The organism is Pseudocnuella soli (genome assembly GCF_004347775.1).
GTDB lineage: Bacteria > Bacteroidota > Bacteroidia > Chitinophagales > Chitinophagaceae > Flavisolibacter > Flavisolibacter aquaticus.
Genome location: NZ_CP037755.1, coordinates 2,974,723 through 2,999,902, shown reverse-complemented (window position 1 = coordinate 2,999,902; position 25,180 = coordinate 2,974,723). Strand labels below are relative to the sequence as shown.

Annotated in this window: 21 protein-coding genes and 1 tRNA gene; 12 read left to right on the top strand and 10 right to left on the bottom strand. The window is 47.4% G+C overall.

Annotation, left to right across the window (positions count from 1 at the left end; genetic code table 11):
* Positions 1 to 145: 145 nt before the first annotated feature.
* The 6 genes from EPD17_RS12225 to EPD17_RS12200 all read right to left on the bottom strand — a co-directional run bounded on the left by EPD17_RS12225 (position 146) and on the right by EPD17_RS12200 (position 7,081).
* The gene (locus tag EPD17_RS12225) at positions 146 to 1,018 is read right to left on the bottom strand and encodes a glycosyltransferase family 2 protein (RefSeq protein ID WP_240040795.1); all 873 of its coding nucleotides are present in this window, start codon (positions 1,016 to 1,018) and stop codon (positions 146 to 148) included.
* A 151-nt stretch (positions 1,019 to 1,169) separates the two neighbouring features.
* Positions 1,170 to 3,509 carry a GumC family protein gene (locus tag EPD17_RS12220; RefSeq protein ID WP_132054577.1) on the bottom strand — a complete coding sequence of 780 codons (2,340 nt, stop codon included), beginning with the start codon at positions 3,507 to 3,509 and terminating at the stop codon, positions 1,170 to 1,172.
* Positions 3,510 to 3,570: 61 nt separating this feature from the next.
* Entirely contained in the window at positions 3,571 to 4,146 is a 576-nt protein-coding gene (locus EPD17_RS12215; RefSeq protein ID WP_132054575.1) for a WcaF family extracellular polysaccharide biosynthesis acetyltransferase, read from the bottom strand.
* A 29-nt stretch (positions 4,147 to 4,175) separates the two neighbouring features.
* A complete protein-coding gene (locus tag EPD17_RS12210) occupies positions 4,176 to 4,919 on the bottom strand; it encodes a polysaccharide biosynthesis/export family protein (protein ID WP_114234042.1) in 744 nt (247 codons plus the stop codon).
* Positions 4,920 to 4,996: 77 nt separating this feature from the next.
* Positions 4,997 to 6,124, bottom strand: coding sequence for a glycosyltransferase family 4 protein (locus tag EPD17_RS12205; protein WP_132054573.1), 1,128 nt, complete (start codon positions 6,122 to 6,124; stop codon positions 4,997 to 4,999).
* Between the two features lie 81 nt (positions 6,125 to 6,205).
* Positions 6,206 to 7,081 (bottom strand): glycosyltransferase family 2 protein, encoded by an 876-nt coding sequence (locus EPD17_RS12200; protein WP_114234044.1) that lies wholly within the window; start codon positions 7,079 to 7,081, stop codon positions 6,206 to 6,208.
* 624 nt (positions 7,082 to 7,705) lie between these two features.
* Here EPD17_RS12200 and EPD17_RS12195 point away from each other — a divergent pair.
* The 12 genes from EPD17_RS12195 to EPD17_RS12140 all read left to right on the top strand — a co-directional run bounded on the left by EPD17_RS12195 (position 7,706) and on the right by EPD17_RS12140 (position 21,851).
* On the top strand, positions 7,706 to 8,383 hold the full coding sequence (locus EPD17_RS12195; RefSeq protein WP_132054571.1) for a class I SAM-dependent methyltransferase: 678 nt from the start codon (positions 7,706 to 7,708) through the stop codon (positions 8,381 to 8,383).
* Positions 8,384 to 8,474: 91 nt separating this feature from the next.
* Positions 8,475 to 11,681 (top strand): S41 family peptidase, encoded by a 3,207-nt coding sequence (locus EPD17_RS12190; protein WP_132054569.1) that lies wholly within the window; start codon positions 8,475 to 8,477, stop codon positions 11,679 to 11,681.
* Between the two features lie 473 nt (positions 11,682 to 12,154).
* Positions 12,155 to 13,189 (top strand): glutamate 5-kinase, encoded by a 1,035-nt coding sequence (gene proB / locus EPD17_RS12185; RefSeq protein ID WP_132054567.1) that lies wholly within the window; start codon positions 12,155 to 12,157, stop codon positions 13,187 to 13,189.
* Between the two features lie 15 nt (positions 13,190 to 13,204).
* Positions 13,205 to 14,449, top strand: coding sequence for a glutamate-5-semialdehyde dehydrogenase (locus EPD17_RS12180; RefSeq protein WP_132054565.1), 1,245 nt, complete (start codon positions 13,205 to 13,207; stop codon positions 14,447 to 14,449).
* An 87-nt stretch (positions 14,450 to 14,536) separates the two neighbouring features.
* On the top strand, positions 14,537 to 15,007 hold the full coding sequence (locus tag EPD17_RS12175; RefSeq protein ID WP_114234049.1) for an Lrp/AsnC ligand binding domain-containing protein: 471 nt from the start codon (positions 14,537 to 14,539) through the stop codon (positions 15,005 to 15,007).
* 282 nt (positions 15,008 to 15,289) lie between these two features.
* Positions 15,290 to 16,066, top strand: a complete 777-nt coding sequence (locus EPD17_RS12170) for a TerC family protein (RefSeq protein ID WP_114234050.1) — start codon at positions 15,290 to 15,292, stop codon at positions 16,064 to 16,066.
* 48 nt (positions 16,067 to 16,114) lie between these two features.
* Positions 16,115 to 16,669: an NADPH-dependent FMN reductase gene (locus tag EPD17_RS12165; protein WP_132054563.1), complete on the top strand. Its 555-nt coding sequence runs from the start codon at positions 16,115 to 16,117 to the stop codon at positions 16,667 to 16,669.
* A 36-nt stretch (positions 16,670 to 16,705) separates the two neighbouring features.
* Positions 16,706 to 17,413, top strand: coding sequence for a pirin family protein (locus tag EPD17_RS12160; protein WP_132054561.1), 708 nt, complete (start codon positions 16,706 to 16,708; stop codon positions 17,411 to 17,413).
* 110 nt (positions 17,414 to 17,523) lie between these two features.
* Positions 17,524 to 17,910, top strand: a complete 387-nt coding sequence (locus tag EPD17_RS12155) for a hypothetical protein (RefSeq protein WP_132054559.1) — start codon at positions 17,524 to 17,526, stop codon at positions 17,908 to 17,910.
* A 296-nt stretch (positions 17,911 to 18,206) separates the two neighbouring features.
* Entirely contained in the window at positions 18,207 to 20,531 is a 2,325-nt protein-coding gene (locus EPD17_RS12150) for a beta-N-acetylhexosaminidase (protein ID WP_132054557.1), read from the top strand.
* Between the two features lie 185 nt (positions 20,532 to 20,716).
* Positions 20,717 to 20,790 (top strand) — tRNA-Arg (locus EPD17_RS12145).
* 467 nt (positions 20,791 to 21,257) lie between these two features.
* Positions 21,258 to 21,851, top strand: coding sequence for an HAD family hydrolase (locus EPD17_RS12140; RefSeq protein WP_240040603.1), 594 nt, complete (start codon positions 21,258 to 21,260; stop codon positions 21,849 to 21,851).
* A 196-nt stretch (positions 21,852 to 22,047) separates the two neighbouring features.
* Here the strand turns inward: EPD17_RS12140 and EPD17_RS12135 are convergent, their stop codons facing one another.
* The 4 genes from EPD17_RS12135 to EPD17_RS12120 form a co-directional block, all read right to left on the bottom strand.
* Positions 22,048 to 22,626 carry a DsbA family protein gene (locus EPD17_RS12135; protein ID WP_132054552.1) on the bottom strand — a complete coding sequence of 193 codons (579 nt, stop codon included), beginning with the start codon at positions 22,624 to 22,626 and terminating at the stop codon, positions 22,048 to 22,050.
* Positions 22,627 to 22,830: 204 nt separating this feature from the next.
* A complete protein-coding gene (locus EPD17_RS12130; RefSeq protein WP_132054550.1) occupies positions 22,831 to 23,697 on the bottom strand; it encodes a pirin family protein in 867 nt (288 codons plus the stop codon).
* Between the two features lie 70 nt (positions 23,698 to 23,767).
* Complete coding sequence (locus EPD17_RS12125; RefSeq protein ID WP_132054548.1) at positions 23,768 to 24,400, bottom strand: nitroreductase family protein; 633 nt, start codon at positions 24,398 to 24,400, stop codon at positions 23,768 to 23,770.
* Between the two features lie 64 nt (positions 24,401 to 24,464).
* The gene (locus tag EPD17_RS12120) at positions 24,465 to 25,067 is read right to left on the bottom strand and encodes a TetR/AcrR family transcriptional regulator (protein WP_132054546.1); all 603 of its coding nucleotides are present in this window, start codon (positions 25,065 to 25,067) and stop codon (positions 24,465 to 24,467) included.
* Positions 25,068 to 25,180: the final 113 nt, after the last annotated feature.

Sequence of the window (25,180 nt, the reverse complement as noted above, 5' to 3'; positions counted from 1 at the left end):
AATGCAAGCTGGTAACATGACGAAAACCATGAAACAGCCGGTGCAGCTGCACTGCCTGCTCAAAGTTGTGTTGTCTTCCAGGGTGAAACGATATGATGTCGGCTTGGGTCATTCAGGTGGCGGCCTTTCTTATTTGTTCAGTGTATTAAGCATTAATATCTGCAAGCTTTTGATAGCTTTTTTTCAACTCGCGGTATTTCCGGTAGGTTTTCATCGACACCGGCTTTCGTTCCCGCATCAATTTAATACCATCGGAAAAACCATGAAACACGCCACGGGTTTTATCGTACGGGCGTTTTATTTTAAAGCCAAATAAAATTGATTTTACCGCACTGCCTGCCAATTGAATAGGCAACACGCTGGTGGGTACATTAAAAAACGCAAACAGCATCAGGTTGCGGCTACCGTAATAATCCATACGCTTCCAGCTGCGCTTTGGTGATTCGTAGTGCGATATCGCAGTGCCGGTGCCGAGCAATACGGGGTGACCTGCATCAAGTAAACGAATGCAAAAATCTTCTTCTTCGCCCTGGTGTACTAATACAGATCTGAATCCACCGAGCTGTAAAAATGTCTCGCGTTGCACTACAAAGGCACAGCCTTTAAAAGTGCAGGCCTGCCACAATCCGCCGTCCGGCGAAATGCTTTCGACCTTTTTATTGGTGTTCACATCCACATAAGGCCATGCAACTGCCGCGCATTTTGTTTGCTGGCAAAAGGTGGCTATTTGCGCAAGAATTTCCGGGCTTTCCAAAATGCAATCATCGTCGATGGAAAGCACATAGGGCGTGGTTGCCAATTGCACCGCTTCGTTGCGGCGTACAATGTAGCCTTTCGATTCGTTGAAACGCAATGCCTTTACTTCTGGATACAGTCGCTGGGTTTGCTCAAATGTGCCGTCATCCGAATTATCGTCCATCACAATAACCTGGTGCGGCAGCGTTTGCGACCGCAGGCTTTGCAATGCCCTGTTCAAATCTTCCCACCTATTTTTAGTAGAAATAATGACGGTTAACATCTGGTCCAAATAAAGTCGATCCTTTTGGGAAAACGCTTGTGGGTCCATATCCTTTCGTAAGTGGTGGATTAAAACGTGCAAAAATCCGGGAACAACGCACACCCGATGGGCTTACACTGTTTCCGATTTTGTGTTATTAAAGACACTACGTTTAGTTGTAGTAGTAAGCGTTTTTGTAAGCGCTTTTATCCATATGCACGTCATTAATTACCATGCATACGTCCTTCAGTTTATCCGACCGGTACATATCTTCCAGTTCGCCCAAGCGCTGCAATTGCGTGTATTTTTCACGTACTACAATCATCATGGCATTCGCAAAACGTGAAATGATCAGCGGATCGGCAACGAGTCCGAGTGGCGGCGTATCAATCAGGATATAATCATATTGCGCTTTCAGGTACTCAAGCAAAAACTCAAGCTTATTGTCCATCAGCAACTCCGCAGGATTGTCAGGAAGCGTGCCGGTACCAATGATATCGAGGTACTCGTTATCGGTCTTCATGATGATGTCCTTCAGCGGAATATTGTTGGACAAAAATTCTGAGATCCCGTGTCTGTGCGTACCCAACTCGCGGTATACCGAACTGGGTACCCGCATATCGAGGTTGATCAGGATCGTTTTCTTTTTTGCCAGCGCATAAGTGAAGGCGAGGTTTGTAGAGATAAACGACTTGCCCTCGCCACTGTCCAGCGACGAAATGAGGAGCACTTTATCTGTGTTATCTTTTAAGTAAGACGACAAGTTTGAACGCAGCATTCGGAACGATTCTGAAACCGCTGAACGGTTGCTGGAAGTAACCACAAACGGCTCCTTTTTCAGGCTGTGGTAAATCGAGCCAACCACGGGAACTGACGAATGGCTCATGATCTCCGCCTTGTCAGCAACGCGTTTGTTCATCAATCGGCGTACCCGCACAATGCCCAGGGGCAGCGCTAGGCCAAACAAAACAGCCAATGCATAATTGTTTGTTTTCTTAGGCGTAACCGGCACCGAACTGGTGAGGAATGCAGGCTCCACCACTTTGTCTTCAACGGTTGCAGAAGCCTTCATAATGCCCGCTTCTACTCTTTTCTGCATCAAAAACTGGTACAGTCCGTCATTAAAATCGGTGGTGCGTTTGATATCTGTAAATTTCTTTTCAGCAATCGGAATATTGAACACTTTCGATTCAAACTGGCTGGCACGTGTATTTACCTGGTTCAGGCGGGTACGGTTAGAAGCCGAAAGGCTGCGGATGTTGTCGCGCAACGAAGCTTTTACGTTTTTAATGCGCACATCAATTTCTTGAACCAACGGGTTTTTAACGCCGCCGCCGTTGGCGAGGTAGCTGTTTTTCTCCAGCTGCAGGTCAGACAATTGCTTGATGAATCCTTCGGTGAGGTTATCGGTAATGCCTACGGATGATGGTGAGATCAGTTGGTCAACATCGGCATTTTGCGACAGGTCGTCGAGTACTTTAGAGTAGTACCGTTCGTTCAGTGTCAGGTTCGCCCGCTCTTCATCCAGTTGCTGGATCACAGTCAGATTGCGGCTCGCCATCTCATTAGCATCAGTATAAGTGTTGTTGGCGCGGAACGAAGCCAGGTTGCTTTCGGCACTGCCCAGGCTGCCGCGTACAGAATTGATCTGCTCGGTAATAAACATCAGTGCCTGTGTAGCAGAGCGGCTTTTTTCTTCGTATTTATCAACAATGTATTGCTTGGTAATGGCATTCAAGAACGCAATGCCTTTTTCCGTGTTTTCAGTTTTTACCTGCAATGAAATAACCGAGCTTTCTTCGCCACCAATGAATACGTTGAGGGCGCTTTTCATACCCCAAGCCAGGTCGTGCAGGTTGTGCACGGTAAACTGGAACTCTTTGCCAGCCAGGCTGGCTGCGTCAAAATCTGCACTTGTTTTGATTTTTACAGGAACATTATTAAGGTACAAAGTATTACCCGGTGCAAACTCCTTCCCGGTTGCTTTACCAAGGCCGGCGTCGTTAACGACGAAATTGCCATTTTCTTCGAAAAACACAGAATAGGTCCGGTTGTACACTCCTTTGGTAAGTGAGGTATCGGGGAACTGCACAGTAAACGGCAGATCCTTAGTGACCTCTTTCAACCTAAATCTTGTGTTCTCGAAATAGCTTACCTGCATGTCGAGGTTGCGCAAGGTTTTATAGATAAATGGATACGAGGTAATGATCGCCATCTCCTCTTCCCTGTTTACCGGCGAAACCGTATTGCCCTGGTATTCGGGGGAAACAAGGGTGCGGCCGGGGCTGGAAGTTGGGTTGAATGCATCCTTAATGATCAGCGAACTTTCCACCATGTATTGCGGCGGTGTCGATTCATTGGTAATGTAGGCGCCCACCAGGAACAGCACAAGGCTGATGAGGAAAAGATATTTATGCCGCACCACGTCTTTCCAAAACTTCTGGAACCCAGACGTGGTTATTCGTTTCACAGACTGGTACGAAGGTGGATTTATAAACTTTGTCGTTTCCATTTTACTTTAGTAATAGGTAAAGTTAGAGTACTTAATGTTTAAAGTTTTGGTTTGTAGGATATTAGTTTATAAAGCGTTCCCGCTTTTTCTCGGCCGGCACGCCCTGGTAAATCCAGTAAGGCTCCATATCGACGGTGGCAACCGATGCCACGGATAACACACTGTGCGATGCGCAGGTAACACCCGGACAAACCACAGCTCTTGCCCCAATCCAAACGCCGTCTTCCAGTTTTATTTCTTTTACAATCAGGTCGAACGTTTCCAACTTGTAATTGTGGCTGCCCGTAAGCAAAAGCGCACCCTGGGAAAGGGTAACATTATTGCCTATAAAAATGCGGGTCAGGTTGTCAATCCAAACATGCTCCCCAATCCAAACGTGATCACCAATGGTCAAAAGCCAGGGGTATTTAATGTTTACCGATGGCTTGATTACCACCCCATTGCCCACCTGAGCGCCAAAAAGCCGCAGCAAGATGCACTTTATTTTGGAGAATGGGTTGAGTGGATTGATAAAAAAGATAATATTTATGAAATACCAGATAAAAACCTTCCAGCCCGGGGCGCCGGTTTTAAACCAGACGTTGTTGTATTTTTCTAAATTTACCCGCCCCCTCGTGTTCGCTTTGGTTGCTATCATATCCACTTTCGTTTGCCCCAAAAATTTGTTTACCGCGTAAGTTGGTAGATAATAAATGAAGTGCTGGAGATCAGGGATAAAACTAAGCTGATGGTGGAAAGCCGGTTCTGCTGGTTGGAAAGTACCTTACGTGGGTTCACCAAAATTACGTCATTGGGCTCTAAAAAGAAGTTTTTAGAACTCATCGAATTCTGGTCGAGCAAGTTGATGGGATAAATTTTTGCCGATTTGCCTTCGTTGCGTACAATACGGATAGTTTCACGGTTGGCATTTTCGCTAAAACCACCGGCTTGTCCAATGGCTTCGAGCAAATTGATTTCAGGATCTGGCACGAGCACCACGCCTTGACGCAACACTTCGCCAATCACTGTAACCTGGAAGTTCATCAGTTTAATAGTAACGCTTGGGCTGCGCAGGTAGTCCGAAGATACACGCTTCAAGGTGTCCTCTGCCTGCTTCAGGGTCAAGCCGGCCAGGGTTACATTGCCAATTACAGGCAGTTCAATTTGGCCGCGAAAATCGACCAGTTTTTCGATCTGAGGGTCTTTGATGAAGTTTACCTTTTCATCGGTCAGGCTAAATATGTTTAACATCAGCCGGTCGTTCGGCCGGATCTTGTATTCTTTTTCAGAAATGGGAACTGTACGGCTTGCCTCCTGCCCTTTTGCGGTGGGGGGATTTTGTTGCAGCAAGATCATGTCTTTGGTAGACCCGCACGAATACAATCCAACAATCAGTAACAATAGGGTAATACGGCTTAAAACAGCGTTCATAACAAAGTGTTGATTATACTTTTTTAAAGGAAATGGTTTTGGTTAAACATTGGGCACTAAAGGTAATGGAAACTTGGCTAATTGGTTTCGGCCACTACTCCCTGCGTCTGGATGACGCCGGGCCTTGCGGAAGCAGCACCAGTGGCGCTTTTTGTAAACACCACCCCGCCCCGTTTGAACGAAACCGAAGTGCGGGCAACCAGCCCCATTCCAAAAAAGAATAAACCAGCAATGATCAGGAACAGCAGGTTGACATTGAGGTGTGCGGCGCCAAATGCCACCAGCACAAAACTGGTATTGGCCAGCGTGAGGCCAATGGCAATTTGCTGATGCGAACATTTTTTGCGCAGCAGCAGGTGGTGCACATGGTTTTTGTCGGGGCGGAACGGCGAATGGCCCTGCAACATCCTTATGGCAAATACCCGCAGGGTGTCCATCAGGGGAACCACCAACAAACTGAACGCAATTGCTGGTGAAGCTTTCAGTGGCAATACTTCGCTGCCCGGCGCAAAGTTGATGAAGCGGATGACGAGAATGGCCACCACCAGGCCGATTAGCATCGAGCCGCCGTCGCCCATGAATATTTTTGCCGGCTGCATATTATATATAAGAAAGGCAATGAGCCCCCCAGCCAGGGAAAATGCCAATACCGCGTTGGCAGTGCTGCCGCAAAACAGGAAATAGGCGCCCAACAGGGTGCATATTGACAGCCCCAGCAACCCAGCCAGGCCGTCGATGCCATCGATAAGGTTGCAGGCATTAATGATGAGCACAATTAAAAAATAGGAAAGCAGCACCCCGAGCCATGTTGGTATAACACCAACGCCGAGGAAACTGTACATATTAGTGATCTGCAAACCTGCCAGGTGCACCAGGATGCCGGCGGCAATTAATTGGCCCACCAGTTTTTTAAATGGTTTGATGACCATTATATCGTCCTTCAATCCCAAAAAGAAAATGACCAGCCCTGCGGTGGCATAGTATGGCAGGTGGCCGCTCTGGGCCATATCGGACGATAATAACAACGCGAAAATAAATCCGGCAAAAACCCCTACCCCACCTAAAGATGAAATAGGACGGCTGTGCACTTTTCGTTCATCGGGTTCATCGTACAGCCGTTTTGCTTTAGCGATCTTGATAATGACCGGGATGAAAAAGTATACAACAATAAAGCTTAGTGCCAGGGCAATAAGTGAAGCGTTCATTTGGTATGGTTTGTTTGCGGCCCCGTAGGTACTGGATTACTTGGGCTTGGTGCTTTTTGAAAGGGCGTATGGGTGTAGTGTTTAGGAAATCTGGCTTCGGTGCGCAGGCCTTAGATAAGGCGCCACAAACTGAAACAGCTTCCTCATGGGCTTCATGTACAGTGTAAAAAAGTATGGGCGCAGGTCGTTCATTTTCCAGGCCATGCGGTCTTCAATGTTCGCCTTAAGCCTTTTGCGCCACGAGCCATTGCTCATACCGCCTACACGCATTTTTACCAGCACTTCTTTTAAGTATGAAGTTTTGTATTGATGCTTAAACAAAATGCGCAGCATCAGTTCGTAATCGGCGGCGCTGCGCAACGAAAGGTTAAACAAACCGGTTTGCTCATACACTTCGCGGCGAACAAAAAAGGTTGGGTGCGGCGGCATCCAGCCAAAATGAAAATTGGAGCGGCTGAATTTGCCGGAGCGCCAAGAACGCACCACTTTGTCGAGGTTATCAGGATCTACAAAATCCAGGTCGCCGTAGAGGGTGTCGGTTTGTTCGCGGGTGAATATTTCGGCCACATGACTCAGCACATGTGGGTGGGCATAAACGTCATCGGAATTAAGGATGCCAATAATATCGCCGGTGGCCAGTTGCACGCCTTTGTTCATGGCATCGTACAGCCCCATATCCTTTTCGGAAATGTATTTGGATACATGTTCGTAAGAACGTACAATATCAATAGTGTTGTCGGTAGAGGCGCCGTCGACAACAATATGTTCGATGTTCTCGTATTGCTGCGCCTTTACGCTTTCCAGCGTATCAGCTATTGTGTGACTGCTATTATAGGTAACCGTTATGATCGTAATACGAAGCGGACGCTGTGCAGTAACGGGCTCTTTGCGGAGCACCTTACCTGGGGCGATGGAGCCGGTAACGGTTTTCGTTTTGTTGGTGATCGAAAGATCCATTGTGCGCTTTAGTTTAAAGTTTGCGGATTAGAATATCAGTCATAGGACAGATAGACAACACGTGTTAAAACGGTGGATCTTTAGGAGGATCTGGATTATGGTGTATGCCTCATCGGGATGTGTACTACAAACCTGCAGCGATATACTGCATTAAAAAAGCAATACTTTGTTATTCGATAAGGCTGAGCAAAACGTTAATCCAGGAAAGATGGAACTTGGTTTTCTGAAAGGATGGAGGAAACAGGGTAACGGGATGTTGTTGAACTACGGAACGTAAACACAACCAATTCCGCATCGAAAATAATACTTTTTTTATCAATACCTATTTCTGCTGCATAAATTTCTTTTTTTACAATTTCTGCTGAAACACATGATGGATTTGTTCGGTGCACAAGTTCTTTCCAATGATGCATTTAATAAATCCGGACAGATTCTTCACAAAAATATTGTCGCTAATAAAAGCATTTGTTCAATTCGTTGGTTTAGATATCGCTGTACCTAAAAAGTTTAATGATGAACGGTGATTTTTATAAATAAATATTTGCCGCTCACCTTTTTAAACATTAGAAAACGCAATACGATGCAAATGTGCTTACCTAATTTTGCAGCATATACTCATTGCACTTGAACCATTCGTTTGATCCACAAATTTTACCCGGCCTTTTTCCAACTGTTGAGCACGCCTTTCTATTTAAAAGTTGTGCCATTAACTTCCCGGTTCCAAACCCGGAAGCAATTTTCCAACAATACTCGGCAATGCGAGCAAATGGCGTTGCCGCTGAAACTGCCTACTGGTCGAGGTTGTGGCCGTCGGCTATTGGTATGTGTTATTTTTTGGAGGAACATCCGGAACTAGTAAAAAATAAAAAGATTCTTGAGTTGGGGGCTGGTCTTGGTCTTCCGTCATTGCTTGCCGCAAATCACACGTTGCACGTTGTGTGTACCGATATTCACCCCAACGCTATTTTTTGGGCAAAAAATGCGGCAATTAAAAATGAATTGGATCATATAGATCATCAGGTGGTCGACTGGAATAATATACCGGCGCATATAAAAAATGCGGATACTGTTTTATTATCGGATGGCAATTACGATCCCGCAGCGTTTAGTCAACTGCAAAATGTAATTCAAGATTTCTTACACAACGGCGTGCAAATAGTGCTGGCAACACCGCAGCGGCTTGCATCCAAAAGTTTTGTTGCAGCACTGCTCTCTTTTTGCCGCAAACATGAAACATATGATGTGGTGCTTGACGGGCAGACAACGCCAATCAGCGTTTTGCATTTTAGTGCAAATTCATAATTGAAAAATCTGTAGATCTATTGATTTTCGATATCCACTTTTTTACCCCGCCAAGCGATAGATTTAATAATTTTCCGTTTTACTTTTTACCATGAACAAATTCAAAAAAATCCTGCTGGCTTTTACGTTTGCCACAGGTACAGCAGCAGCACAGGAAGCACCTTCCTGGATGCGCTACCCTTCTATTTCACCTGATGGCGGCACCGTTGTGTTTACGTATAAAGGCGATTTGTATCGTGTGGCTGCATCAGGCGGAACGGCCGTGCCGTTGACGCTTCACGAAGCACACGATTTTATGCCGGTGTGGAGCCCTGATGGAAAGACCATTGTATTTGCCTCTGACCGCTATGGCAACTTCGACCTGTTTCAAATGCCGGCCACTGGTGGTGCTGCAACGCGTTTAACCCATCACAGCGCCAACGAATTTCCATACAGCGTAGGGCCCAACGGCAAGGAGGTATATTTTGGCGCGGCCCGCATGGATGCCGCGGCCAACCGTCTTTACCCCACTGCTTATTTACCCGAATTATATTCTGTGCCATTGGGTGGCGGCCGGGTGCAGCAAGTGCTCACAACGCCAGCCGAAGATGTGCAGTGGAGCGCCGACGGCCGCTACCTTGTTTACCATGATAAAAAAGGCGGCGAAAACAGCTGGCGCAAACACCAGCAGTCGGCAGTGGCCCGCGATATCTGGCAATGGGATACACAAACCGGCCAGCATGTGCAGCTAACCCAGTTTACAGGCGAAGACCGCAATCCTATTTATTCCGGTAGCAATTCGATATATTATTTAAGCGAAGAAAGCGGCTCGTTCAATGTGTATAAAATGCCTGCTGGTGGCGGCAAGGGCGTTGCGGTAACTTCATTTACTAAACATCCGGTGCGCTTTTTAACTGCTGCAAAAAATGGCACGCTTTGCTTTGGTTACAATGGAGAGATCTACACCAAAACCGAAAACGGCCAGCCGCAAAAACTATCAGTGCAAATTCCTTACGACGCTAAGATCAATCCAGAGCGGTTGCTTTCCATCGGTCGCGGTATACGCGACCTGGCGGTATCTCCTTCCGGAAAAGAAGTAGCTTTTATTTATCGCGGCGAAGTGTTTACGGCATCGGTTGATGCAGGCACAACAAAACGCATTACCAACACACCACAACAGGAACGTTCGGTAACATTCAGCCCAGATGGCAACCACCTAGTGTATGCATCGGAACGTAGTGATGGCTGGAAGATCATGCGTGCTACAAAGACAAGAGCGGAAGAAACGTATTTTTTCAACGCCACTTTGATCAAAGAAGATGTGTTGATTGAAAATGGCAAAGATGCTTACCAGCCGCAGTTTTCGCCCAATGGAAAAGAACTGGCTTTTGTTGAAGACCGCATGACGCTGAAAGTGTACAACTTGGCCAGCAAACAAGTGCGGACTTTGTTGACTACAGCGGAACTTTTTTCAATGGGCGACAACGACCAATATTTTACATGGAGCCCCGACAGCAAATGGCTGTTGTTTGAATTTACCGAACCAGGTTATGCGCCGGGCGAAGTGGGTATGATTGCCGCCGACGGCAGCGGTAAAAAACGAAACCTTACCGAAAGCGGTTTTCCTGATTTTTCACCTAAATGGGTTGCCGGTGGTAAGATGATGATGTGGCAAAGTACCCGTGATGGTTTGCGGGCACAGGCTGCAAGTGGTGGTGGTCAGCGCGACGTGTACGGAATGTTTTTTACGCAGGAAGCCTATGATCGCTTTCGTTTGACAAAGGAAGAAGCGGCGCTAATGAAAGAAGCAGAAGAGAAAAAACAAAAAGCGGATTCCGCTAAAAAAGGTGCAAAGCAGGACACGACCATCGCAATTGATTGGGACGGGCTCAACAGCCGGAAAGTGCGGCTCACATTGCATTCCGCCAACATTGCCGATGCCGAAATTTCTAAGGACGGGGAAAACCTGTATTACCTGGCACGATTCGAAAAAGGCTACAACCTTTGGCACACCAACCTGCGCAGCAAGGAAACAAAAATGACAGTGCCGCTGGATGCACAAAATGCCCGCATCGTTTGGGATAAAGACCAGAAGTTTTTGTTTTTACTAGCTGACAATAAAATCATGAAACTTGATCCCACAACCACCAAGCCCGAAACCATTGCCATCAGTGGTGAAGTAATGCTGGATGTGGCGGCAGAGCGGGCTTTTATGCTGGATCATGTTTGGCGCAGAACACAAAAAACATTTTACACGGCAGGTTATCATGGCGCTAATTGGGCCGCGTTGAAAGCAGACTACGAAGCATACCTGCCGCACATCAGTAACAACTATGAGTTCTCCGAAATGCTGAGCGAACTGTTGGGCGAACTAAACGTATCGCATTCGGGATCTTCCTTCAATCCGCAAGTGCCAAACGCCGATGCAACGGCTTCGCTGGGTGTGTTTTTCAACAACAATCATAAGGGCACCGGCCTGCAGATTGAAGAAGTGATTGCCGAAGGTCCGCTGCGTAAAAGTGGTTTGAACATACTACCCGGAACCATCATTGAAGCAATCGACGGTGAAGCCATTCCAAAGGACCGTGACTGGGTTTATCTGCTGAACCGCAAGGGCGGCAAAAACGTTTTGCTCAACCTGCTTGATCCAAATGGCAGCCGCCGCCAGGTGTTGGTAAAACCAATTACACCGGGCGAAGAAAGCGCATTGCTTTACAAGCGCTGGGTAAAACGCAACGCCGATGAAGTGGATAAACTGAGCGGCGGCACATTGGGTTATGTGCACATTCCGGGCATGAACGACAATGCCTACCGCACCACTTACGAAGAGGTAATGGGTAAATGGGCCGGCCGCAAAGGACTGGTGGTGGATACGCGGAACAATGGCGGCGGCGACCTCGTTGCCGATCTTGCGATGTTCCTGAGCGGGCAGAAGTTTTTGGATTATACCACCGACAATCGGTCTGCAGGTTTTGAGCCCAATTTCCGCTGGACGAAGCCTTCCATTGCGTTGGCCAACGAAGCCAACTACAGCGATGGTCATTGCTTTGCTTTTTCGTACCGCGATTTGAAGTTGGGAAAGCTTGTAGGCATGCCGGTACCAGGCACCTGCACTTTTGCCGGCTGGGAAATGCTGCAGGACGAAACGCTGCGCTGGGGCGTACCACCGCTGGGTGTAAAAGATGTGCAGGGCCGCTACCTCGAAAACCTGCAAACCGAACCTGATATTAAAGTACGAAACACGCAGGAGCAGGTAGCCAAAGGCAAAGACCAGCAACTTGAGACTGCAGTAGCAGAACTGATCAAAGAAGTGAAATAGTTTTCAATATAAAATCTTTCACTTCCACTGCACATCTGCACTGCATTTCGTTCTAACCTTTGTCATGCTGAGCGCAGCGAAGCATCTGGGCTAAACGGCATCAGAACGCTTGCATAAAAGAGGAGTATTTTATAATATCCAAAATGTTACGCTTGAATTTAGCGGAGGCCCTGGCAGAAAGCCGGGGCTTCTTTTTTTGATTCTAAAACTCTCGGCTAACCCAAACCGGTAGTTTCCGATAAAGTACGTTGAATGCTGAATTTAATAGGGTGGCTCAAATCGCGTTTAGAGGAACTATTCGTCGGAACAGACACAATTCAATGGTTTTGCCGCCATCACGATGTGCTGGCAAACCAGACAGTGAAATAATAAACCACATGACTTTTTGAACAAACGCCTATCCGTTTCGCCAATTCCAAAATTTTTTTTAAGAAAAACGAATTATTTTTAGCCGGTATTCAAAAATGCTGTTCATGAATAAACCTATTCTGGTCATCAAAATCGGGTCTGCGGTGATCACCAACAGCAGTGGATACATTGACGAAGCAGTGATTGAACGACTTGCTAAAGAAGTCGCCGCTTTGCATGGGCAATACAACGTGGTGCTGGTTTCCAGCGGCGCCGTGGGTTCTGGCAAACAGTTTTTTAAAAAATATCGCGGCACTCTAGTGGAACGTAAAGCCGCCGCCGCCGTGGGCAACCCCATTTTGATCAGGCTTTATCACCAGTTTTTTCAGCCACACGGACTTACAGTAGCACAAGCGCTTTGCGAACGACACCATTTTTCGAATCGCCAACAGTTTTTGCAGCTTAAAGAGACCTTTGCGGAATTCTGGCGCAACGATGTCTTGCCTGTTGTCAATGAAAACGACCTGGTGAGCAACGTCGAACTGAAGTTTAGCGACAACGACGAACTGGCAACGCTTTTAGCACTTGGCTTTGATGCAACGGCATTGATCATTTGCACTTCGGTAGGTGGCTTTCTCGACGATAAGAAAACGGTCATTCCATTGGTTGAAAAGATTGATGATGGCTTGCTCAGTTATATTTCCACCGACAAAAGCAGCCTCGGCCTGGGCGGCATGTTATCCAAGATCACATTCACCCGTCTCGCCACTTCATTGGGCATTAAAGTGATCATCACCGGGTTGAAAGAACCGGATGCATTACGACAGTCTTTAGTGGGCAACCGCGGCACTACTTTTTTGCCGCAGCGCTCCGACCTAAAAGCAAGACAACGCTGGCTGGCCAGCGGGTCCATTACACTTGGTGGCATCCAGGTTGATAGCGGCGCGGCTAAAGCATTGTTGTTGCGCAAAAGCCTGCTGGCAGTGGGCATCCAGCATATTAAAGGTTCTTTTGCGGCCGGCGAAGTAGTGCAATTAGTCGATGAATCGGGAACCATCATTGGCGTGGCAAAAGTAAAAATGGACGCAGCGGAAATTGCCCGCCATAAAACAGAGAAAAATGCGTTGGCCGCACATGCCGACGATATCGTTTTATTTTAATAACGAGCCAACACCATGTTGCAAAAAGCAGAACAAGCCATCATAAAAACGCATAAGGCCGGCGCCAGTTTACGGGCTGCATCAGAAGCGCAGATCAAACAAAGTTTGCTGCGGCTGGCCGAACTGCTGGAGCAAGAAACTCCTGCATTGCTGCGGGCTAATAAAAAAGACGTGGCGCAGCAAAAAAGCGACGACCCGCGTACCGACCGCCTGTTGCTTAATGATCAGCGCATCAATGCCATTGCTGCGGCCGTTCGGCAGATCAGCACATTGCCCGATCCGTCGAACAGGATTTTGGAAGGCCGCAAACTACCCAATGGCTTGTTGCTGCAAAAATGGGCGGTACCGCTGGGCGTGGTGGGCGCCATTTATGAATCGAGGCCCAACGTAACTTTTGACATTGCCGCCTTATGCCTACGCAGCCGCAACGCCTGTGTGCTCAAAGGCAGCCGCGAAGCGGAAGCCACCAACAAAGCGGCTTTGAAAATCATTCACCAGGCATTGCGTGAAAACAGCATTGACCCCAATTGCGTAACGCTGCTGCCATCCGACCGTGAGGTAGTTAATGCGCTATTTTCGGCTACGCGTTACGTTGATGTGTTGATTCCTCGTGGCTCTGAAAGCCTGATCAATTTTGTGCGGCAAAACAGTTTGGTGCCGGTCATTGAAACCGGTGCGGGTGTTTGCCATATTTATGTACATGAAGCTGCCGACTTGAAGAAAGCAGTGAACATCGTTGTCAATGCAAAAACAAGCAGGCCTTCGGTTTGCAACGCGGTGGATACAATTTTAGTAGACAAAACGATAGCGCCCCAGTTTTTACAACAGCTTGCCGCAACATTTGCAACAGCCGGCGTCACAATCTTTGCGGATGCTGCTGCACATAAATTGCTGCGCAGTTATCCGCACCTGGAAAAGGCATCTGCTGAAGATTTTGGTCGCGAATTTTTGAGCATGAAATGCGCTATTAAAGTTGTGCATGGTTTGGACGCAGCGCTGGCACATATTGCGGAATATTCCACCCGCCATTCGGAAGCTATAGTTTCGAAAGATAAAGCAGCCTGCCAGCGGTTTGTGCAGGAAGTGGATGCGGCAGCTGTCTACACCAACGCCTCAACGCGGTTTACGGACGGTGAGGAATTTGGATTGGGCGCCGAGATCGGTATTTCCACCCAAAAACTGCATGCCCGTGGCCCGTTTGCACTGGAAAAACTAGTCACTGAAAAATGGGTCATCACCGGCAATGGACAGGTTCGGTAGTGCTTTTTAGCATTGATAAAGAGCCAGCAGAATTATACTATACAAAGAATCAAACATTAATTATTTTTCCATCCCAAATAAAGCGCAATGAACGGCAAATCGGCACTGGATGAAATTGACCGGAAAATTTTGAACGAACTGACCGGGGATGCTGAAAAACCTTACTCCCAAATCGCGAAGTCGCTGGATGTGTCGAACACGATGATCCACCAGCGGATTGCCCGGATGAAGCAACTCGGAGTGATCGAACACACCGAGATCAAGCTCAATGAAAAAATACTGGGCTACGGATCTTCTGCATTTACCGGTATTATTTTAAAAGAAGTCGCCAACACTGCCCGGGTCATTGAGGCGCTGCAAAAAGTGCCGGAAGTGGTGGAATGCTATTTTGTTTCGGGTGCTTACAACCTGTTTGTGAAAATCATTGCGCAAAACAACGACCACCTCATGCATGTGCTGTACGATAAGATCGACAGCATCAAAGGCATTGTCCGCACCGAAACACTGATCAATTTCCGTACAGTGATCAAAAGGGGGTGCCCAATCCCGGAGGAATAGTCGGCTATATGCTGTTTAAAAAATTTTACGGCAGCTATTAAAATCTAGTGCTGACGATCATTTTGTTCGCTTTCCCTTTCGTTTCCTGTTTCATTTGGTTTTTTCAAAGGCGCCACGCGATATTTGCGCATCGCATAACTCAGCCATTGCCACTTTAAAGCAAAGCATTGAACAAGCTCATCTAGGCGCCACATCGGTTGGCCATGGAGGTTAGTATGATGTTTGTTTGTACTGGCATAAAGGGGCTGTTGCGGCCTCACTTTTCTACATATCCAACAAATTATGACACTGATAGCCGACTTATCCATTTTTGCCGACCCGGCAGTGTTAACATCCCTGGTCACCCTTACCGTGCTGGAGATCATTCTCGGCGTGGACAACATTATTTTCATATCTATTGTTTCAAACAAGCTGCCCGCGGAGCAACAGCCGCGGGCCCGCACCTTGGGTCTCATCATTGCCATGGCATTCCGCATTATGCTGCTGCTGGCCATTTCCTGGATCATCAGTCTTACCGAGCCGGTGTTTACCATTGGCTTTATAAAAAATGAGGCAGGCGAAGGCCTGGGCATCAGCTGGAAGGACCTCATCCTCATTGCCGGTGGTATTTTCCTCGTGTTTAAAAGCACATTGGAAATTCACCACAAAATGAAACGTCATGACCCCGGCGCCCCCAAAAAAGCGCCTTCTTCGTTCAGTGCCGTTATTTTCCAGATTGTGCTGGTGGACGCCGTGTTCTCATTTGACTCCATTTTGACAGCCGTTGGTCTTGTGGAAGAGGTGCTGGTAATGATCGTAGCCGTGGTTATTTCTATGACCATCATGATATTTTTTGCCGGGCCGATCAGTCGGTTCATCAACAAGCAACCTACGCTGCAAATACTGGCGCTGGCATTCCTCATTATGATTGGTGTGATGCTGGTTGCGGAAGGTTTCCATGAAGAAATCAACAAAGCATATATCTATTCGGCCATTGCGTTTAGCTTGGTGGTGGAACTGATTAACATGCGGCTGCGCAAAAATTCGGAAACGGTGCAGCTCAACAACGAAGAGCTTTAATTGTTAAGCTGTTACCCGGTTTAGATAAAGCCGTTTAATATATCGTACATGAGGATTGAGATTATTTCGGGGAGCCCGCGGCAAAACAGCACCACGCTGCGGGTTGCCCTTTATTTGCAATGGCTTTTTACCGAATCGGGCAACGATACCGGGCTGATTGACCTGAGGGAACACCATCTGCCACCGATGGAGCAAGTGTTTTTTAGCCCGGAAGAAGCCCCGGAAAAACACCGCAACCTGGCCACCCGCATGTTTGCTGCTGATGCGTTTATTATTGTTACGCCAGAGTACAACGGCAGCTATGCGCCAGCCATGCAAAACCTGTTCGATCATTTTCCCAAACAGCAGCACAAAGCCTTTGGACTAGTAACGGCTTCGCCGGGTGCATTGGGCGGCATCCGTGCAGCAATGAAGCTGCAATTGTTTGCCCTAGCGCTGTTTGGCGTCCCCTCTCCTTTTATGCTCATTGTGCCAGGCGTTGATAAAAAGTTTGACGCAAAAGGCATTTTGATCGACGCGGCTTTTCAAAAAAATATTGATGTGTTCAAACAGGAATTCCTTTGGTTGGCTGGCCGGATGGCTGCAGCCACCACGCCTGTTTAATGCGTTTGAAAACATAACCCTATAAAATCATTTTGCATGGAAGTGGTATTGCACAAATCAACAACCCGTGGCCACGCTAATCATGGTTGGCTCGACTCATGGCATACCTTTTCCTTCGGCACTTACCATGATGCTGGCCGCATGCATTTTGGCGCCCTGCGTGTATTGAACGATGACACGGTAATGGGCGGGGCGGGTTTCGGTCGCCACGCACATGATAATATGGAAATCATTTCCATCCCGCTGGAAGGCGAACTGGAACACGCCGACAGCATGGGCAATGTGCAACGCATTGTAAAAGGCGATGTGCAGGTAATGAGCGCCGGCACCAGCATCATGCATTCTGAAAAAAACGGTAGTCCGCACCTGCCCGTGCGTTTTTTGCAGATATGGGTCATTCCCAATAAAATAGCTGTGGCGCCGCGCTATGCACAACGGGCCTTCAGCGATGCGCAGCTGCACAACCAGCTCGTAACAGTTGTGTCACCAATGGGCTCATCCGAAGGTGTAAATATTTACCAAGATGCGTGGTTCAGCCTTGGCAGGCTGGATGCTGGAACAGCCGTTAGCTACAATTTAAAACGCAGCGCAAATGGCGTGTATGTTTTTTTGATTGAAGGCGATATTACTGTAAACGAAATTGTTCTGAACCGGCGTGATGGTTTGGGCATCACGGATGAAGATACCTTGCAGATAGTGGCCAACAAAGCTGCCGAGGTATTGCTGATAGAAGTACCAGTGTAAGGTATTTGCTGCGCCATTCCACTGACTTTAATCACGTACAAATGGCCGACGAGTCAGGCAAATGCTGGGCAAAAAAGGAGTGCTTTATAGAAGCACTAAAACTTAAAGCCATGGTAGGCACTGTTCCCATCCCGAAACTGCACCTCGAATACCGCCTTTGGATTGCTGAACTCCAGTTTGCCAAAGAAGAAATCCGCATTTTTGAACACCACCTCGAAGAGTTGATCAGCAAGAACTTTTTAATTGAAGTAACCGCGCAGGTGGAGCAATTTCAAAACCGGTTTATCCGCGAAAAAGAAGTGATCGATACACTGCGGCACGACCTGCACGGCGCCGAAGTACAACTAGTGGCATTTGTAAAAAAACTAAGCGGCATGGGCCTCGAAAGCATCCGCATGGATAACCATTCTAAGCTGCGCGACCAAATGAACACGTTCCGCAAATTGTATGGCGAACTTAAACAAGAGTTCCGCAGATTTGAAGCAGCGTGGTATTAGAAATGAATGAAGATTTTGAGATTGTTCCGGGAAATGAGCGGAGCAATCTTTCTGAGTGAGGATTTTTCAACAATACCGCTTTGTCGATCCCTTGTAAAAGCGGTTACACATTGCTGTTATTTATTCAATAGTGATTGAATTTGTCTCCTGCGACATTTTTCATCAACATTCGTACGTCTCATAACCGACGTCGCTGCGGCATAAACGAGCTGTTGGTCGCCCGGTTAAAATCCTGATTTCTAGCCCGTTGTTTTCTTTTCGTTGGTTTGCGTTTAACTTGCCGCAAAATTTGAAGTATGCGGATCACCCTGTTCCTACTATGCTCCCTTTTTCTTTCCGGTACGGTGATGGGCCAAAAAATCTCCATCATTCCAAAACCAGCCTCAATGACCGCCGCGACCGGCACTTTTAAACTGACCGCTGCCACCAAACTGGTGGTACCGAACGATGCCGACCTGAATGCTGCGCAATTTTTAAACGATTACCTGCAGCATTACCTCGGTTTTCAACTACCGGTAACCAAACAACGTGGCGCCAACAGCATTGTGCTGAGCACCCGCCAGCATATTGCAGCACCGGGTAATGATGGCTATGCCTTTACCAGTGGCCCAACCGGCATCAGCATTGATGGCGAAACCGGAGCCGGGACTTTTTACGGCGTGCAAACCTTGATTCAATTGCTGCCTGCCAATGCCGCACCGGGCATGCAGTCGGTAGCCATTCCTGCCGTTCGCATCAACGATGCGCCCCGCTTTCAATACCGCGGCATGCACCTCGATGTTACGCGGCATATGTTCCCGCTGTCGTTTATAAAAAAATATATTGACTACCTGGCGCTGCATAAAATGAACTTTTTCCACTGGCATCTTACCGATGACCAGGGATGGCGCATTGAAATAAAAAAATATCCTGAGCTGACAAGCGTTGGCGGTTGGCGCGACGGCACCATCATTGGCCGCTACCCAGGTACCGGCAACGACAACCAGCGTTATGGCGGATTTTACACGCAGGAAGAGGTAAAGGAAGTGGTGAAATATGCCGCCGACCGCTTTATTACTGTAGTGCCCGAAATTGAAATGCCCGGTCATGCTTCTGCCGCCATTGCCGCATTTCCGTGGCTTAGCTGTTTCCCAGAAAAAGAAACCGAAATACCACACCACCCTTCTGCAGCAAGCAAGGCAAAAGGTGGCAAAAAAGTGCAGGAAACATTCGGGGTGTTTGAAGATATTTTCTGCGCCGGCAAAGACAGCACGTTCCTGTTTTTGCAGGATGTTGTAGATGAGGTAGTGCCGCTGTTCCCATCAAAATATTTTCATGTGGGTGGCGATGAAGCACCAAAAGAACATTGGGCTCAGTGTCCCAAATGCCAGGCCCGCATCAAAGCCGAAGGCTTGAAAGACGAACATGGTTTGCAGAGTTACCTGATCCAGCGCATGGAAAAATACCTGAATGCAAAAGGCAAAACCATCATTGGTTGGGATGAGATTTTGGAAGGTGGCTTGGCGCCCAATGCTATTGTAATGAGTTGGCGTGGTGAAGCCGGCGGTATTGCTGCGGCAAAAGACAAACACCAGGTGATCATGACGCCGGGCAGCCATGTGTATTTTGACCACAGCCAGTCTGGCGATGAAGATTCGGTAACCATTGGTGGATTTACGCCTATAGAAAAAGTGTACAGCTACGAGCCGGTACCAAAAGAATTAAACGAAGCGCAAGCCAAATATGTTTTGGGTGCACAAGCCAACTTGTGGACTGAATACATCCGCTACCCGCAAAAGGTGGAGTACATGGTATTTCCACGTATTGGTGCACTGAGCGAAGTGCTGTGGAGCCCTAAAGCCGGAAGAAGCTGGACTGAATTTGAGCAGCGTTTGCAAACACAATTCACACGGTATAATACATGGGGTGTAAACTGGAGCAAGGCTTACTTTGACATTGCTGCAACCGTGCAGCCTGCGCAGGGTAATAAAGGCTTGCAGGTAAAACTTGCATCAAAAGATAAAACAGGCAAATTGACCTATGGCATCAGCGGAGTGCATTTTGCTAAAAACTACACCGCGCCAATTGTGGTAAACCAAACATCGGCAATAACGGCCTTGTATAGCCGAAATGGCCAAGTGATGGATTCTGTTTCCGTGAACCTGATGTTCAACAAAGCCACCGGTAAAAAAGTAACCATCAACCCGGCTCCTGCTCTTAACTATCCCGGCGACGGCGCATTTACTTTGGTGAATGGCATTATCAATGCCAAAGGCATGGCCCGCAGTGCCGAATTCATCGGCTACAACGGCAAGCCTGTAACAATTGTAATTGACCTGGGTAGCGTACAGCCACTGGAAATGGTGGCAGCGCATGCACTTTCTGCCGGTGGCAGTTGGGTGCATCCGCCGCAGGAAATGGAAGTTTCCCTTTCCACCGACGGTACCAATTACAAACGTATGGGTACAGCAAGAGAGTTTAAAGGTGTAACCCCACAAAAGGGGACGCTGGAAGTTGTTGCGGAAGGACAGCGCGGCAGGTTTGTAAAACTTGTGCTGAAACCATTGGAAAAAATTCCGGCGAACCTCCCCGGTGCCGGCAATGCAGCATGGATGTTTTTGGATGAAATTGAAGTACGTTAGTTGCGTTCATTGGATTGCACAAATGCATTGCATCCATCTAACATCATTGCAATGCAATAACTTAATAGAAATCTTTTAAAAAATTTTTTAAAAACTGTTGGTAGAAAACATTGAGCGCTCTATATTTGCACTCCGCTAAACGCAGTAATGCGGTGCGAAAAAAGAAAAAAGCTCTTCAAAATACTGGCTGCGTAGCTCAACTGAATAGAGCATCTGACTACGGATCAGAAGGTTTCAGGTTTGAATCCTGACGCGGTCACTACCAACACAAATAAGGCCTTGCAAGTGAAAAACTTGCAGGGCTTTTTTGTGTTGGTGTAAGCTGGGTTCCATTCAATCTATACGAATATAAAGTTAGCGTTTTGTCCTGCGGAGTACGTCATGCCGAACTTGTTTCGGCATCCCCCTGAAATAAGGAAATGCTATAAGCTAAACTCCGACCTTCTACTTCTTTAATTATCGGTTTTATTTCTATGAAGATGCCGAAACAAGTTCGGCATGACAACTCTGTTTTTAAAAAACACGAGTTGATAGCAAAATCTTTAACTGCGTGTTCGCGCAGCGTTGTACTTCGCAGAACCTTACCCTCTGAAACCGAACAAATACTCATGCTCATCGCAACAATTTTTTTAACCATTTATAGCCGCCGCATCGGGCTACCTTTGCGGCGAAATGAATACAAGGAATTTTGCACAAGACACAATGAGCGATTTAAAATTGCATCGGTTGAGTGAAATCACTGCAAATGGCTTTGATGCATTGCTCTATGATTGCGATGGAACCCTTGCCGACAACATGCATTTACACAAAGCTGCATTTGTGCAAACGGCCCGGCAACATGGATTTGAGCTGGACCCGTCGATACTGGACGAGATGGCCGGTGTACCAACCGTTGGTGTTGCTGAAGAGATACTACGACGCTATGCTGTTTCATTCGATCCAGTGCTTTTTGCGCAGCAAAAATCGCAAACCTTTGTTGATGAATATTTGCCCCAAACCAAGCCGTTGGATTTTGTGTTGGAGCACTTAAAATTAAACGCAGGTAAAAAACGCGTCGCTGTTGTTTCCGGTGGCAGAAAAAGTACCGTTTCAAAAACTTTGGCGCTGCTGCAGATTGATCACCTTGTGGAAGTGCTGGTTTGCGCCGAAGACACATTACGCGGTAAGCCATTTCCTGATCCGTTCTTGCTTGCAGCAAACACATTGGGTGTTGCTCCGGAGCGCTGTATGGTATTCGAAGACGGCAACCCCGGCGTAGCCGCTGCAAAAGCAGCAGGTATGAGTTGGGCGCGGGTGGATCAAATAAGTGGTGAGCAATAATAAAAAAGACCTGCACTACGCAGGTCAATTCAACTTGTTTGCAGATATTTCGATCAACGCGTAGCTAATTTGAACCTGGTTCTCAAGCGAGTTTTTACTGCACAAAATCAGGTGCGGGTATAGTTATTACGCCGGCACTAGTTCGCAAATTGAACACACTCATTTTATTGAAAAGTCGATGGAGCCTTGTTGCTAATCAGGCACGCTTTCTTTTGGTGCCTACAGTAGGCATGCTGGCCACTTCCTGCAACAGGTGGTTGATATGTGTTTTCACATTGCGGGTGCTCCAGGTGCCGTCAAACGATTTGTTGTTGATGAAAAAATGGGGAACATCACGAACGCCCATCTTCAGGCCTTCCTGCAAATCGCCCTGCACCTGCCAGCCATACGTGCCATTCATCAGGTCTTCCAAAAAACGCTTGCCGGTAACGCCCACTTCACGGGCATAGCTTTTCAGTGAAATGATGCCGAGGTTGCGGCGATTGGCAAAAAGCGCCTGGTGCATTTCCCAAAATTTGCCTTCCTGTCCCGCAGCCACTGCGGCTTCCGCGGCCTTGTGGGCACGCTGGTGCACTTTAGTAAGCGGGAAATGGCGGAACACAAAATTCACTTGTCCTTCGTAATACTCAAGCAGCTCTTTCACCACCTCGTTGGCTTGCATGCAAGCTTCGCTTTCATAGTCGCCAAACTCCATAATGGTTACCGGTGCATTGGGGTTGCCCACAACTATATCACGAGGTTCTATTATTTCGGGTATATCTTTTACGTTTCTCATTGTTTGTATAATAGCATTAAGGAAAAGGGCTCAAAGATCAGCAGTTAAATACTTCGAAAATCTTAAACTGTATGCATCCACTACAAACAACATTTCCTGCCTGCAATAGTTTTCCAGTCTTAAAATATTCTTGCACACAGCTATCCATCTAATCCTTGCTCAAATAATAATGCCGCCTGATCTTATCGCCCCACTCCTAATTTTTTAATGATTCCACACACCAAATTTGCCCTGTTGGTAATCAACAAATGCCTGCCTTATTTCTTCTTGTGTATTCATCACAAAAGGGCCATGTGCGGCAATTAGCTCCTTGTTTGGCTTCGCATGTCCAATGAGCAATAGCGCATCTTCCGATGCCTGCACTTGCATCACGGTGCCTTCCGCATCGAACACAACCAGGTCGTTGGCTTCTGCCTCAGATCCATTTACCGAAAGCTTTCCACGGATCACATAAAACAACACATTGCGATCAGCGCCTACCGTTAACGACCACGATGCATCCTTTTGCAGCGCAACCGTTGCCAGTTGTACATCCGAAAGCGATTGCAACGCACCTTGTTGATCGGCCCAAGTGCCCGATACCGCATCGATCTGCACACCATTTTCCAAAACAATATGCGGGATCTCGGGATGTTGCAAACCCGTGTACGCCGGCGGCGTGCCTTTCAAACGTGCAGGCAGGTTTACCCACAACTGCAATATTTCCACAGGTCCGCCTGATGCTTTAAATTCTTCGGATGAAGTTTCGGAATGAATAATGCCCGCCCCTGCGGTCATCCACTGAATGCCGCCAGCTTTGATGTTGCTATTAAAACCGGTACTGTCCTGGTGAACGAGGTCGCCGGTTACAATGAAGGTCACCGTTTCAAAGCCTTTGTGCGGGTGTGGACCAAAAGGCAGGCCCGCATTATTTGCAGGATACACTTGTGGGCCATGGTGGTTCAGGAAAATAAACGGGTCCATCATGTCCATCGTTACGTTGCGGGACGGCATTACCCGGTAGGTATCCAGCCCATCGTAATCGGTGTAGCCAGCACGGTAAATGGCATTGACGGGTTTTTGTATGCTCATTGGTTACATTTTATTGAGTAACTGTTGTGTGGCAAAACATGATTTACCGCACAACAGTTTCGTTTGTGTATCAGGCAATTTCCTGCACAAAAAGTTCCTTCGACCGGCGCACTTTTTTTGCATTGGCCAAAAAGTCCTTCGCCTCATCGCGGTAGCCAATGGCCAGAATCGTTACGCTGCGCAAACCTTTTTCTTTCAATCCCAAAATCTCATCCACTTGCGCCGGTACAAATCCTTCCATCGGCGTAGCGTCCACTTCCTCAGTTGCCGCTGCAGCAATGGCGGTACCAAAGGCAATATAAGCCTGGCGGGCAGCCCATTCGTGTTTTTGTTCCGACGTACGGCCGGTTACAATCGACATCAACGAATCTTTAAATGCATCAAGGCTTTCAGCGGGCACACCGCGTGTCTCGGCAATATCTTGGATGTAGGCTTCAACATGTGCTGCAGTTACATTTTCCCAAGCGGCAAACACCAACAGGTGCGAAGCCTGTACAATCTGCGGCTGGTTGTAAGCAGCGGGCTGAATCAATTTCTTTACATCCGGGTTAGAAACAACAATCACCGAATACGGCTGCAAGCCCATTGATGAAGGAGCCAGTCGTGTGGCTTCGATAATGTTTTCAATTTTAGCAGCCGGTACGGGCTCGCCGGTCATTTGTTTGGTTGCGTAGCGCCAATTTAAAGCTTCAAGTAAGTTCATGGTGTGTTATATTATATCGTAATTAAAAAATCTAACAGTGTTAACAAACGGGGCAAAAAAAAGTTTACTCCTTCAGGCTCTGAATAAACGATTTGGTGAAATCGTGCAGCACTGCCTGTTGCATCGGGTCCAGCTTTTTTTCCTTCCCCATCATGTTGATGGAAATGAGTCCATGCAGCATCGACCAAAATGTATGGAGCTTCAGCCAGGGATCTGCGTCTTTACTATTGCCTGATGCAATGATGGCTTTTACGGTTTGCAGAAGCAAATCGGTAAAACTGCTCAGCTCGGGTATTTGCCGCACCGTCTCGCAACTCGGCATGCCCAAACCGTACATCAACTGATAATACTCAGCATGCGAAAAAGCAAAATTCCAATAGGCATTCGAGATCGCTGTCAGTTGGTCCGCCCCATCTTTTTTACCAGCCACCGCATTATGTAATTGCTCGTTCAGCAGTTGAAATCCTTTACGGGTGAACTCCAGAAGAATTGCCTCTTTGTTTTCAAAATGGTCGTAAATCACGGGCACGCTGTACTCAATCGCGTCGGCAATTTTGCGCAGCGATAACGCTTGCCAACCCTCCTGCTCTACCATTTGCCAGGCAGCCTGCAGGATGGCGGTGCGTACGCCTTCTTTTTGCCGTTGTTTTCTTTCTGCTATTCCCATAATTAATACCTAACAGTGTTAGCAAATATAATACCATTTGGTAAAAATCCAAATCAGAGTCTGTTAAATGACAAAATGCCTAATTGAAGCGCTCCGCAAAACCCTAACCTCAA